Here is a 13,203-nt window from a genome sequence, read left to right on the forward strand (position 1 = left end):
GAAAGGGCGCCCTTGTGGATCAAGGGCTTACCCGTATCAGCGGTACAGACTGCGGAAGGTGGCGTAGCGTTCCAGCAGCAGGGGCTGCTCGGCGGCATCGGGGCGGTAGGTGGCGTCTACCTCGGGGCTCAGGCATACATCGGCCTGCGCAGCGCCTGTGGCCAGCCACCCAAGGCGGGCTGCACCCAGGGCGCCGCCTACGGCTGAGCTGCCATGGGTGACGATTTCCACATCCAGCGCGGTGGCCAGCTGCTGTGCCCAGAAGGTGCTGCGCGCGCCGCCGCCTACCAGCGAGAGGCGGGTCACGGTGCTGCCAGCCGCGTTAAGGGCGGCCAGGCCGTCTTTCAGGCCGAAGGTCACGCCTTCTATGACGGCGTAGCCCAGGCGGGCGGCGTCGGTGTCGAAGCTCAGGCCGTGGAAGCTGCCGCGCACGTTGGCGTCGTTGTGCGGGGTGCGCTCGCCACCCAGGTAGGGCAAAAACAGGGGTGATGCAGCGCGCTGCGCCGCGCTCAGGGCACCGGCCTTTTCGGCCACCACACCGGCGTTGGGCGCGCCCAGCAGGTCGGTCACCCACTGCAGGCTGCTGGCGGCAGAGAGCATTACGCTCATTTGGTGCCAGCGGCCGGGCACCGCGTGGCAAAAAGCGTGGGTGGCGCTGGCCGCGTTGGGCTGGTAGCTGGGCGTCACCACAAACAGCACGCCGCTGGTTCCCAGCGACAAGAAGCCTTGGCCGCTGTCCACCGCGCCCATGCCCACGGCGCTGGCAGCGTTGTCGCCCGCGCCGCCTGCCACCACGATGCCGGGGTGCAGGCCAAGCAGGCGGGCTACGTCGGTTTTGAGCAGGCCACCGGGGGCGCTGCCTTCTACCAGGCGGGGCATGTGGCTGCGGTTCAGGTTGGTCAGGGCGAGCAGTGCGTCAGACCAGTCGCGCTTTTGCACGTCCAGCCAAAGGGTGCCGCTGGCGTCAGACATGTCGCAGGCGTATTCGCCGGTGAGCATGAGGCGCACATAGTCTTTGGGCAGCAGCACTTTGGCCACTTGTTGGAAGATTTCGGGCTCGTGCTTGGCCACCCAGCGCAGCTTGGGCGCGGTAAAGCCGGGCATGGCCAGGCTGCCGGCCAGGTCGGTGAGGCCGGGCAGGGCGTCCATCATCTCGGTGCACTCGAGGGCGCAGCGGGTGTCGTTCCACAAAATGGCGGGGCGCAGCACGCGGTCTTGCGCGTCCAGCAGCACGGCGCCGTGCATCTGGCCCGACAGACCGATGGCGCGCACTGCAGCGTAGTCGGCCGGATGGGCAGCTTGCAGCTTGAGCAGGGCGCTTTGGGTGGCAGACCACCAGTCGGCCGGATTTTGCTCGCTGTGGCCGGGGTGCGGGCGCGACACACTGAGCGATGTGCCGGCCGAGCCGATGATGCGATGGTCATCGGAGAGCAAAAGGGCCTTCACCTCGGAGGTGCCGATATCAATTCCAAGAAACATAGTTAGTCCGCGGTTGTCGTTGTGGTGTGAGAAAGGGGTTCGCTGTCGGCCTGGCGCGCAGCGGCCAAAGGGGTGCCGGTGTGCATGGGACGCAGCTCGTGGTGCAGCACCAGCGCGGCAGCGCCCACGGCGGATGCCAGCAGGCCGTAACGCGCAGGGCGCACGGTGGGGGCGGCCATGCCGGCTGCATCGGCGTAGCGCTGCAGGGTGTCTTGCGCGGCTTTGACGATGCCGGGGTAGGTGTCGCACGAGGGGCCGCCCACCACCAGGGTGCTGGGGTTGAAGGTGGTCCACAGGTTTTGCAACACCACGCCCAGGTAGTGGCCGCCTTGGGTGGGGTCTGGCAGCTTGGCCAGGGTGCGGGCTCCGAAGAAAGTTTCGGCACAACCCCGACGCCCGCAGGAGCACAAGGGGCCGTCGATCTGCAGAATGTTGTGGCCGATTTCGCCGGCCATGCCTTGCACGCCGGTAAATAGCCGGTCGTTGAGCACAATGCCGGCGCCCACGCCCACGCCGCAGGTCACGAAGATCAGAGAGTCTTTGGCATCGCCATCAGAAAACTCGTATTCGCTCAGCGCCGCGGTGTCGGCCTCGTTTTGCAGGTGCACCTTGAGCTCGGGCAGTTTGGCTTTGGCCAGCGCCTCGGCAATGGGGGGCATGAGGTCCACATTGCGCCAGCCGAGGTTGGGGGCAAAGCGCAGCATGCCGGTGGCCTCGTCAAACGCGCCGGGCAAGCCCACGCCCACGCCCAGCGCCTCGATGTTGCGCTGTTGCAGTTGCTTGTAGGTGCGGGCAATCAGCCGGGCGGCCTGGCGGCACACGTCTTCAGGCTTGGTGCCGTTGAGTGCCTCTTCGGCCGCGCACAGCACCTGGCCGGTGAGCGATACGCCCACCACGCGCAGGGCCTCCACTGCGACTTCCACCCCGATCAGCCCGCGCGAGCGGGTGTCGATGTGCAGGGGCGTGGAGGGGCGACCCTGGCTTTGGGTGGTGGTGACGTCGGTCTCGGTGACCCAGCCTTCGTCAATCAGCTCGCGCACAAGCAGACTGACGGTGGACTTGGTGAGCCCGCTTTCCGTGGCCAGCTGGGCACGTGAGAGGCCGGGTTGCGCCCGCAGCTGCCGCAGCAGCACACTGCGGTTGATGCGCTTGACTAGCTGTTGGTCGCCTGTTGTTTTCATGATCTGGGGAGCCGCTCGCACAGGATGCGAAGGCTTTTGTTGAACCGTCGAATTATTTACCAACGGCGATCATGCCAACAACTAGGGTTTTCACACCGCCTGTGGTGCGAGAAATGCCTACTTATTTGCCGCCCAGGGGCGGCCGGGGGCAAAAAAGTTCAGGCTTCGCCCACGCCAATGGGCGCAGGTGCCCGCATCACGATGCGGGTGAACAGCCGGTCGTACACCGGATCGCGCTGGCCTTTGGTGGCCAGCGGATCGCGGTTGGCTTCAAACGCGGCGTCCAGTTCGGCCCAGTCCTGGTCGGTGAGGGTGGTCTGGGCAATAGGCAGGATGGCGGTTTCTTCCAGCTGCATATGGGCCAGGTAGGCCTGCACGTAGCGGCGCACGGCAGTGTCAAAAGCAGCGCGGCGGCTCTCGCCGATCAGCTCCCAGCCCAGCAGCAGGTGCTGCAGGTCGCGCACGGATGCTTCGCTGTGCGCGTGGTCTTCTTCAAGCTGGACGATGGCCTCCATGGCCTGCGGGGCCAGCCGCGCCACGCGCGGGAACAGCAGGTTGGACTCTTTGGGGTGGTGCAGCTTTTCGGGGAACTCGTCAATGTAGAAGAGCATGGCGCGCACCACGTCAAAAAAGCCTTCGGGCTCATCGCCCGGGCCGCGGTCCAGCATCATGGTGAGTGACTGCAACATGGCGCGCAACGCGGCGTGCTCGTCTTTGATGATTTGAAGGCTGCTTTGTTTCATGGAGTGCTCCTCAGGCTGGGCGCGAGCTTCCCATGGCGGGGGCTGTGGCAGCTTGATGCAAGTCAACAGGGCGCTGCTTTGCCACAGTGGCTTGGGTACCATCAGGGGGCACGCTACTCCACGAATCTGCTGTCCTATGAATCCACGCGCTCTTGTTTCTTCCCCTTGGTTTCGCCGACTGGCCTGGGGGCTTGGCGGTTTGCTGGCTTTGTGGGCGCTGGCCTGGGCCGCGGTGCCGCCGCTGGTCAAAAGCCAGGCGCAAAGCCGCCTGAGCGAGCTGCTGGGCCGGCAAGTGACCATCGGGAGCATTGCGTTTTCGCCCTGGTCGCTGGAGCTCACGGTGCGGGAATTTGCGGTGGCCACCGCCGATGGCAAGGGCGTGCAGTTTTCGCTGGACCGGGTGTATGTGGATGCCGAGGCGCAGTCGCTGTTCCGGCTGGCACCGGTGATTGACGCAGTCACCGTGGATGCGCCCAAGGTGCAGCTCACCCACCTGGGCGCGGGCCGCTACGACATTGACGACATCATCCAGCGCCTGAACAAGCCCGACGACACACCTGCCGGATCCACGCCAAAGTTTGCGGTCTACAACCTCACCCTGAACCAAGGCAGCGTGGACTACACCGACCGCGCCGGTGGCGCTGAGCGCGTGCACACCCTGCGGGATTTGCAGATCAGCCTGCCGTTTTTGAGCAGTTTCGATTCCAAGCGCGATGTGCTGGTCTCGCCCCGATTGGCCTTTGTGCTCAATGGCAGCCATTTCGACTCGGAGGCCGAAGGTACGCCGTTCGCGCAAAGCCGCAAGGGGGATGCGGAGCTCAAGATCAGCCAGCTGGACCTGGCGCCTTATTTGCCTTATCTGCCGGCCAACTTGCCGGTCAAGCCCCAAAGCGCGGTGGTGGATGCGGACATCAAACTGGGCTTTGTGCAGAGCCCGCAAACCGCAGTGACTTTGTCCGGCTCAGTCACCGTGAGCCGCTTGGCTGTGCAAGACACCAAGGGCAAGCCGCTGTTCTCGGCTGACAGCCTGCAGGTGGGCCTGGCAGATGTGCGCCCGCTGGAGCGCAGCGTGAAGCTCTCGGGCATCACCCTGAATGCGCCCGTGCTCAACGTGGTGCGCGCCGCGGATGGCAGCCTGAATCTTTTGCCGCCTGCGCCGGCAAAACAAACCGCTCCTGATAACGTAGCTGCTCGCGCAGATTCCACGGGCGCTGGTGGTCAAAAAGATGCTGAAATACCAGCGCCGACGCCTTGGGCCTTGCAGCTGGATACGCTGGCACTGAAGGACGCTTCGGTGGATTGGATAGATCAGGTCACCGCGCCGGCCACGCGCCTGGGGCTGCGGGACTTCCAGGTCACCATCTCCAAGCTGCAGTGGCCTATGAAGGAAGCCGCCACGTTGGACCTGAAGGCGCGTTTGCAAAGCCTTGCTGCGGGCGCCAAAGCACCCGCTACCCAGATCAGCTTGCAAGGCGAAGGCACGGTGGACGCCGGCAGAGCCGAGGCCAGCGTGTCGGACTTCGGGCTGGGGCTGGTGTCGGGCTATGTGTCGCCCTACCTGGTGCCAAGCTTGCGCGGGCAGGCGGACACCCGTATGAACATCACCTGGGACGGCCAGCGCCAGACGGCCGTGGTGCAAAAGCTGGCCTTGCGGGATGTGGCTTTGATCAGCGACAAGCCGGCCGCAGAACCCCGTGCGAACAGGAGCGTGGATGGGAACGCGAATGCCACCAACAACGGGCCCAGCTCGGCGGACATGCCGCAGTTCAAGCTGCTGGAAGTGAGCGATGTGCGGGTAGACACGCTGGCGCGCAGTGCGACGGTGAGCAAGGTGCTGCTGCAAAAGCCCAGCAGCGGCGTGCGCCGCGATGCAGATGGCCACTGGATGTTTGAAAGCTGGCTCAAGCCCACCGAGGCTGCAGCTGCACCGGTGGCAGAGGCTGCTGCCGGCAAACCTGCCGGCACCAAGGCTGAGGTGGCCAAGTCACCCGCACCCTGGAAGCTGAATGTAGGTGAGTTCAAGCTCGAAGAAGGCCACGTGGTGTTTGCAGACCGCTTGCCTGAGCGCCCGGTGCGGGTGGAGCTGAGCGGCCTGCAGGTACAAGCCAAAAACATACAACCCGACGGCAAAAAGCCCATGCCGCTGCAAGTAGCCGCCAAGCTGAAATCCGGCCAGGCCGAGGCCGGCAGCCTGCGCTACACCGGCAACGTGATGTGGGACCCGGTGGTCGCCCAAGGCGAGGTGGACATCACCGACTTGCCTGCCCACGCCTTTGCCGCCTACGCCGGCGGCGTCCTGAAACTTGATGTGTTGCGCGCTGACACCAGCTTCAAGGGCCAGGTGCGGTATGCCGCGCTGCCCAATGGCCCCGAGGTGAGCGTGAAGGGCGATGCCGCGCTGGAAGACTTCAAGGCCAACACCACCGGCAAAGGCGCAGAGAGCCTGGGCGAAGAACTACTGAGCTGGAAGGCGCTGAATGTGCCGGGCATCGACTTCAACATGGCGCCCGGCACCGCCACCAAAGTGCAGGTGCGCGAGGCTGCACTGTCTGACTTTTATGCCCGCCTGATCGTGAGCCCCCAAGGCCGCTTGAACCTGCAAGATTTGGGGCAGACCGCCCCGCCCGCTGCCGATGGCGCCAAGCCGGCAGCAGCTGCGGCCAGTGCAGTGGCACCTGCGGCCGCTGCGTCTGCCACCAGTACCGCTTCGGCCGGCCCGGCCGCCATCATCCAGATGGGGCCCATCAGCATGGTCAACGGCCGGGTGCTGTTCTCGGACCGCTTTATCCAGCCCAACTACACGGCCAACTTGACCGACCTCACCGGCAAGCTCAGCCGCTTCTCCAACCAGCCCACCGGTGGCGTGGTGCAACTGGCCGACCTGGAGCTGCGGGGCCGTGCGGAAGGCACCGCGTCGCTGGAAATTCTGGGCAAGCTCAACCCATTGGCGCAGCCGCTGGCCCTGGATGTGAAGGGGCTGGTGCGCGATCTGGAACTCTCGCCCCTGTCGCCTTACGCGGTCAAGTACGCCGGCTACGGTATTGAGCGCGGCAAGCTGAGTGTGGATGTGCACTACACCGTGCAGCCTGACGGCCAGCTCACCGCAACCAACAAGCTGGTGCTCAACCAACTGACCTTTGGCGACAAGGTGGAGGGTGCGCCCGCCAGCCTGCCGGTAAAGCTGGCGGTGGCCTTGTTGGCAGACCGTAATGGCGTGATTGATTTGGACTTGCCCATCAGTGGCTCGCTCAACGACCCGCAGTTCCGCATCGGTCCGGTGATCTGGAAGGTGATCACCAACTTGGTGACCAAGGCGATTACCGCGCCCTTCAGCTTGCTGGCCAATGCCTTCGGGGGCGGGGCCGGTGGCTCCGAGCTCAGCAGCGTGGCGTTTGCGCCAGGCAGTGCAGGCTTGAGTGATTCAGCCCGCGCCGGCCTGGACAAAGTGGCACAGGCCCTGCAGGACCGGCCGGCACTCAAACTCACAGTGGTGGGCTCTGCCAACCTGGAGGCCGAACGCGAAGCTGCCAAGCGTGAAAAGCTCAAGGCTTTGCTGTTGGCAGAAAAGCGCCGCACCACCAGCGCACAGGGCAAAGATGCCGCTGCGGTCGCCAGCTACACCACTGAAGAAATGCCGGTGTTGCTGCGCTCGGTGTACCGCCGCTCCGATATCACCAAGCCGCGCAACCTGGTGGGCCTGACCAAAGACATCGCGGTGGCCGACATGGAGGCCTTGTTGTTGGCCAACCTGAGCGCCAATGAGGATGACATCCGCAACCTGGCCTTGCAGCGGGCGGTAACGGTGAAGGAATACCTCGCCGGCAAAAAGCTGGCCGCCGAGCGCCTGTTCCTGGGCGCGGTGAAGACCGGCGGTCCCGCGTCGGAAGCCAAACCGCAATCCGAGCTGGAGATCGGCGGCAACTAAGTCTTTCGCTTACCGAAAGCTCACTCCAGAGAACAAAAAAGCCCCGGCAGCCGAAATTGCCGGGGCTTTTTGTTGAGGCCTGCGAAGGACTTACTTGGGCATGATCACGGAGTCGATCACGTGGATCACGCCGTTGTCAGCCACGATGTCGGTCTTGATCACGTTGGCGGCATCCACCTTCACACCACCGGTGGTGCTGATGGTGATTTCGCTGCCTTGCACGGTCTTGACCTTGCCGGCTTTCACATCAGCCGCCATCACTTTGCCGGGGACGACGTGGTAGGTCAGCACGGCAGTCAGCTTGGCCTTGTCCTTGAGCAGGGCTTCCAGGTCGGCCTTGGGTACTTTGGCAAATGCTTCGTCAGTCGGTGCGAAAACCGTGAAGGGGCCCTTGCCCTTGAGCGTATCGACCAGACCAGCTGCGCCCAGCGCGGTAGCCAGGGTCTTGAAGTTGCCCGCGCCTACGGCGGTGTCAACGATGTCTTTAGCTTGTGCAGAAACAGCCACACCCAGTGCCAGAACGGAAGCAATCAACAGTTTTTTCATTGGAATCTCCAAGAGGTTGAATTCGATGTTTAACGTCAGAAAATACTGACGTGACCGAAATATAGCCCATTTAGTATCCCTTTGAACTGTACGGTATTTAAACTGAACTGATCGGTAATGTTTGTCAAATCTGTTGATTTATCGGCGGCTACACTGAGGCCACTCTTCCTACGTCGGAGCCTGTGATGTACCAACCCTCCCACTTCATTGAGAACCGCCCCGAGGTACTGCATGCACTAGTGCAAAGCCACCCCTTGGCGACGCTGGTGACCCTGTCCGACAAGGGCATGGATGCGAACCACATCCCCTTGCTGCTGCGGGTGGCGGCGGATGGCCGCACATCGCTGGTGGGGCATGTAGCCCGGGTCAATCCGATCTGGAAAGACACGGACCTGAGCGTGCCGGTACTGGCCATCTTCCAGGGGCCGCAGCACTACATCAGCCCCGGCTGGTATGCCACCAAGGCGGAGCACGGGAAGGTGGTGCCCACGTGGAACTACGCGGTGGTCCATGCCAAAGGCCTGCTGACCGTGCACGACGATGCGGCATGGGTCCGCAGCCAGATGCAACAGATCACGACCCAACAGGAAGCGCCCATGGACAAGCCATGGGCCGTGGACGATGCGCCGCGCGACTACACCGACAAGATGATTTCAGCGGTGGTCGGCATTGAGATCGTGGTGGACGAATGGGTGGGCAAATGGAAGGTCAGCCAGAACCAGCCGCCCGCCAACCAGACCACTGTGCGCGAAGGGTTGGAGCATCAGGCAACCGACGCTGCCCGCACCATGGCGGGACTGATTCCACGCTCCTGAACAGGGGTTTTGCCGCCGGGCCGCCCCAAGGCAAAACACGGCCCCACGGGGGCAGCGACCCGCGCAGCGGTGGAGCGTGGGGCGCGAAGTACTTCGGAGGGCTAGCCTCTTTCTTCGACTTTCCCGTCCGCGTGCTTGGCGAAGCGGCCTTTCTCGCGCGGGTGTACCGGGTCGTTGGCGCCCCAGGGCCAGCCGCCGAATTCGGTGCGGCGATAGTCCGCAAAGGCCTGGTGGATTTCGGCTTGGGTGTTCATCACAAACGGACCGTACTGCGCCACAGGCTCACCAATGGGGCGGGCCTGCAGTACCAGCAGCTCGCTCTCGGCATCGCCATTCACCAAAGTGCAGTCGTGGTCGGCTTGCACCACCATCACGGACTTCACAGGCACGTCTTCTCCTGCCACTTGCAAAGCGCCGCCTTTGAAGAAATACAGCACCCGCCGGGTGTCCGCGCTCTGGGCGGCGGGCAGCGTCCACTTCGCTCCCGGGCTGAGTTTGATGGTGTAGATGCCGAGGTCACTGCCGGGCTCGCTCGCCCACGAATCGGGGGGCGGTGGCAGGCCTTGCCTGTCATTGAGCTTGCCGGCGATGCAAACCACTTCGGTGGTCTTGCCCAGCGCGTCGGTGGCGGTGAGGCGGGGGATGTCTTCATGCCAGAACATGGTGAAGTGCGGCTCAGCCATTTTGTTTTTGGCCGGCAGGTTCACCCAGATCTGAAACAGTTCGGTGGGGTTGGGCGCATCGGTATGCAGCAGTGGAAACATTTCACAGTGCACGATGCCTTTGCCGGCAGTGAGCCACTGCACATCGCCGCCGCCAAAGCGGGCGGTGGCGCCCAGCGAGTCAGAGTGGTCTATGCGGCCGTTGCGCACGATGGTGACGGTCTCAAACCCCCGGTGCGGGTGGGAGGGAAAGCCCGGTACCGTATCGCCGTGGTACATGCTCCAGCCGTCTTTGCCGGCAAAGTCCTGGCCGATGCTGCGCCCGGCCAGCAGGGCCGGATCCGGCGCCAGCTGTGCGTTGCCTGCCGGATAGGCGTCGTTGTGGTGCACGCAGAACAGGAAGGGATCCAGGGTCTGCCAGGGGAAACCCAAAGGTGCGATGGAGAGCAAGGTTTTCATAAGGGCGCATTGTCGCGCCAGTTCCAAGGCCTTGCCGGCGCCCACTAAGATCACCCCCCATGTTGTTTTCTTCTTTCACTGCACGTGCCGGCCTGGCGGCTGCCCTGGTAGCCGGCCTCTGGGCGGTGGATGCGCGGGTGCGTCCGGCTCCCATGCCGCCGGCCCAGGCGCTCATGCCGGCCATCAGTGTGCAAGGCCAGCCGGTGGAGGCGGCCAAATTGCAGCGTGTGGCGATGGGCGACGTGCCCATGCCGCCCGGCACGACGGCGGCGCACGCCAGCAGCTTGCTGCCCATGCCTGCCGGAAGTCCGTCGACGCTGAGCCTGTTCTGGTTCTCAGGTGAACGCGAAAGCGGCCCCTTGGTGCAGATTGCCGTAACGCAGTGGGACCGCGGGAGCGGCCGCTGGCGTGAGCCGCGCTTTGTGGTCAACCGCCACATCATGGGCGATGTGCTGGGCCACGGCTTGCGGCGCTTGGGCAACCCGGTGGCATGGATGGACGGACAAGGCCGCATGCACCTGTTTGTGGTGGCGACCGGCTGGGGTGGCTGGGCTGCAAGCCGCGTGCTGCACCTGCGCCAAAGTAGCGCCTCGCAAGATCTGAGCGATCTGGCGTTTGAGCCCATGCGGGTGTTGCCCCTGTCGTGGTTGTGGAACACCAGTTTTCTCGCACGCAATGCAGTCATGCCTTTGCAGGATGGCGGCGCCGTGCTGCCCGTGCACTTTGAGCTGGGGCTCAAGTACCCCAGCGCGGTGCGGCTGGATGCGAACGGTGAGTTCGCTGGCCTGACGCGCATGTCGCAACTCACTTACCAACTGCAGCCTTCTCTGCTGGCGCGCAGCCCTTCTGAATGGTTAGCGCTCATGCGTGACGAACGCCATAACGGCAAAGTAACTGCTGTGAGCACCGAGGACGGTGGCGCCCATTGGCAGGACCTGCCGGACCTTGCGCTGGGTAACCCGGACTCTGCGGTAGCCGCCTTCGGGCTGGGGCCGCAACAAATGCTGCTGGCCCACAACCCGACGCCGGAAGGGCGCGCCAAGCTGGAGTTGAGCCGTAGCCAGGATGGCCTGCAATGGACCCCGCAACAAACCTTGCGGCAGGGCAGCGAGGAAGCCGAGTTTTCTTACCCCGCCATGGCTTGGGCGGATGACGCGCTGTGGATCGCCTACACCGTAGACCGGGCCACCTTGTCGTGGCAGCGCTTTGCGGTGGAAGGCAAACCATGAGTACACCGGCTTTGCCTGATCTGGTGGTGATGCAGCTGTGGCTGCATGTGGGCTGGGCGCTGGTGCTCGCTGGCGGTGGTGCTGCAGTGCTGGCGCAACTTTCTGTGCCCTTGTTGTTCCGTCGTGTGATTGCGCTAGTGCTGGGGCTGTTGGTGCTGATGCCCGGCAATCTGTCTGTCGCCTACTGGCTGGGCCTGGCTTTTCAGGCGCCTAGTGTGTTGGGTGCGCTGGCCTGTGCGTATGTGGGCTGGGCGGCACTGCGTCCAACGGTGGCACCCGCTGCGGAAACCGCAACTCGCCCTCTGCGCTGGGAGGCCGGGCTGGTGGTGTGCGGCGTGCTGTTGGGCTGGGCGTTGCTGCTCGATACCTTTGCGCAGTTGCCGTCTGCCCTGTACCCGCTGGGTTTCGGGCAACCGGTATTGCTGGCCTTGTTGGTAGTGGCGGTGCTGCCGCTGCTGCAAGTGGGTGCCGTTCGACGGGTGAGTGCCTGGTTGGCTCCGGTGGCGTTGGCGCTGTTTGTGTTGCTGCGACTGCCCACAGGCAATGCATTTGATGCGGTGCTGGACCCATGGCTGTGGGTAGCCTTGCACGCGGTGGCTTTGCGCTGGCTGTATTGCCACTGGAAAATTAAGGGTTAACCCTACTGTTGAACGCCACAGTAGGCGTGGAGGGGTGGGCGCCGTATCGTTGCGCCCTGTTTTGAAGCCTGCGGCGCGCCCTGGCGCGTGCCCGCTTCGTGCTCATTGCATCGGCAAATCAACCCCTCTCCAGAAGACCCCTCATGTCATCCACTCCCGGGCGCAAACCGCTCTACAAATCCCTTTACGTCCAAGTGCTCACCGCGGTGGCACTGGGCGTGTTCCTTGGCCACTTTTTTCCCCAAACCGGGGCAGACATGAAGCCGCTGGGCGATGCCTTCATCAAGTTGATCAAGATGATCATTGCCCCCATCATTTTCTGCACGGTGGTGGTGGGTATTGCCGGCATGGAAGACATGAAAAAAGTCGGCAAGACCGGCGGTCTGGCGCTCTTGTACTTTGAAGTGGTTTCTACGGTGGCGCTCATCATCGGTCTGGTGGTGGTCAACTTGTTGCAGCCCGGTTCCGGCATGCATGTAGACCCCGCGTCGCTGGATACCAAAGGCATTGCGGCCTACACCGCACCGGGCAAGATGCAGGGCACCGTGGACTTTTTGCTCAACATCATTCCGACCTCGGTGATCGATGCTTTCGCCAAGGGTGAAATCCTGCAGGTGCTGTTGTTCTCGGTCTTGTTCGGCTTTGCGTTGCACAAGTTCGGCGGCCGCGGCACCATGGTGTTTGACTTGATCGAAAAGACATCGCATGTGCTGTTCGATATCGTGGCCATCATCATGAAGGTCGCGCCCATCGGTGCTTTCGGTGCCATGGCGTTCACCATCGGCAAGTACGGCGTGGATTCCTTGTTTTCGTTGGGCAAATTGATGGGCGCTTTCTACGTGACCTGCCTGATTTTTGTGTTCGGCGTGCTGGGCATCATCAGCCGCTTGCATGGCTTTAGCGTGTGGCGCTTTGTGCGCTACATCAAGGAAGAGTTGCTCATCGTGTTGGGCACCTCGTCGTCTGAATCGGTGCTGCCCCGCATGATGGAAAAGCTGGAAAACCTGGGTGCCCGCAAGTCGGTGGTCGGCTTGGTGATCCCCACCGGTTACTCCTTCAATCTCGATGGCACGTCTATCTACCTGACCATGGCGGCGGTGTTCATTGCCCAGGCCACGGACACTCCCATGGACCTGACCCAGCAGCTCACCTTGCTGGCCGTGTTGTTGCTCACGTCCAAGGGCGCCGCCGGTATCACCGGTAGTGGCTTCATCGTGTTAGCGGCTACTTTGTCCGCCGTGGGTCATGTGCCTGTGGCCGGTCTGGCGCTGATTCTGGGTATTGACCGCTTCATGTCCGAAGCGCGTGCGCTGACCAATCTGGTGGGTAACGGTGTGGCGACTCTGGTGGTGGCCAAGTGGACCGGCGACCTCGACATGGAACGCCTGACCCAAGGCTTGGCGAACCCTACGACCATCGAAGCCCAGGAGCCTGAAGTGCTGCTGGACCAGAAGGTGGCCACCATGGCGGTACCTGCAGATGCGCGCTGATGGGGCGATCTGACAGCAAAGCAAAAGGGCCCTGAG

Annotated in this window: 10 protein-coding genes; 5 read left to right on the plus strand and 5 right to left on the minus strand. The window is 63.5% G+C overall.

Going from position 1 to position 13,203, the window contains the following annotated elements:
* Positions 1–36: 36 nt before the first annotated feature.
* The 3 genes from xylB to ACOAP0_RS13785 all read right to left on the minus strand — a co-directional run bounded on the left by xylB (position 37) and on the right by ACOAP0_RS13785 (position 3,403).
* Positions 37–1,479, minus strand: a complete 1,443-nt coding sequence (xylB, locus tag ACOAP0_RS13775) for a xylulokinase (RefSeq protein WP_498376863.1) — start codon at positions 1,477–1,479, stop codon at positions 37–39.
* A gap of 2 nt (positions 1,480–1,481) precedes the next feature.
* Positions 1,482–2,660 carry an ROK family transcriptional regulator gene (locus ACOAP0_RS13780; protein ID WP_313868859.1) on the minus strand — a complete coding sequence of 393 codons (1,179 nt, stop codon included), beginning with the start codon at positions 2,658–2,660 and terminating at the stop codon, positions 1,482–1,484.
* 158 nt (positions 2,661–2,818) lie between these two features.
* Complete coding sequence (locus tag ACOAP0_RS13785) at positions 2,819–3,403, minus strand: hemerythrin domain-containing protein (protein ID WP_498376864.1); 585 nt, start codon at positions 3,401–3,403, stop codon at positions 2,819–2,821.
* A 136-nt stretch (positions 3,404–3,539) separates the two neighbouring features.
* Between ACOAP0_RS13785 and ACOAP0_RS13790 the strand changes: the two genes are divergently transcribed.
* Positions 3,540–7,328, plus strand: coding sequence for a DUF748 domain-containing protein (locus tag ACOAP0_RS13790; protein WP_498376865.1), 3,789 nt, complete (start codon positions 3,540–3,542; stop codon positions 7,326–7,328).
* Between the two features lie 90 nt (positions 7,329–7,418).
* On the opposite strand, the gene ACOAP0_RS13795 is transcribed toward ACOAP0_RS13790, so the two are convergent.
* On the minus strand, positions 7,419–7,874 hold the full coding sequence (locus tag ACOAP0_RS13795) for a fasciclin domain-containing protein (protein ID WP_087496450.1): 456 nt from the start codon (positions 7,872–7,874) through the stop codon (positions 7,419–7,421).
* Positions 7,875–8,059: 185 nt separating this feature from the next.
* Here ACOAP0_RS13795 and ACOAP0_RS13800 point away from each other — a divergent pair, with 185 nt between their 5' ends.
* Positions 8,060–8,689, plus strand: coding sequence for an FMN-binding negative transcriptional regulator (locus ACOAP0_RS13800; protein WP_313868871.1), 630 nt, complete (start codon positions 8,060–8,062; stop codon positions 8,687–8,689).
* A 101-nt stretch (positions 8,690–8,790) separates the two neighbouring features.
* Here the strand turns inward: ACOAP0_RS13800 and ACOAP0_RS13805 are convergent, their stop codons facing one another.
* The gene (locus ACOAP0_RS13805) at positions 8,791–9,810 is read right to left on the minus strand and encodes a pirin family protein (protein ID WP_498376866.1); all 1,020 of its coding nucleotides are present in this window, start codon (positions 9,808–9,810) and stop codon (positions 8,791–8,793) included.
* Between the two features lie 59 nt (positions 9,811–9,869).
* On the opposite strand from ACOAP0_RS13805, the gene ACOAP0_RS13810 reads away from it, so the two are divergent.
* From ACOAP0_RS13810 to ACOAP0_RS13820, 3 genes are all read left to right on the plus strand, one after another.
* A complete protein-coding gene (locus ACOAP0_RS13810) occupies positions 9,870–11,039 on the plus strand; it encodes an exo-alpha-sialidase (RefSeq protein ID WP_498376867.1) in 1,170 nt (389 codons plus the stop codon).
* Positions 11,036–11,677 (plus strand): hypothetical protein, encoded by a 642-nt coding sequence (locus tag ACOAP0_RS13815; protein WP_498376868.1) that lies wholly within the window; start codon positions 11,036–11,038, stop codon positions 11,675–11,677. The genes ACOAP0_RS13810 and ACOAP0_RS13815 overlap by 4 nt, the downstream gene beginning before the upstream one ends.
* Positions 11,678–11,820: 143 nt before the next feature.
* A complete protein-coding gene (locus ACOAP0_RS13820) occupies positions 11,821–13,167 on the plus strand; it encodes a dicarboxylate/amino acid:cation symporter (protein ID WP_498376869.1) in 1,347 nt (448 codons plus the stop codon).
* The last annotated feature ends 36 nt before the right edge of the window (positions 13,168–13,203 follow it).

The organism is Curvibacter sp. Hmag1.1 (assembly GCF_059769165.1).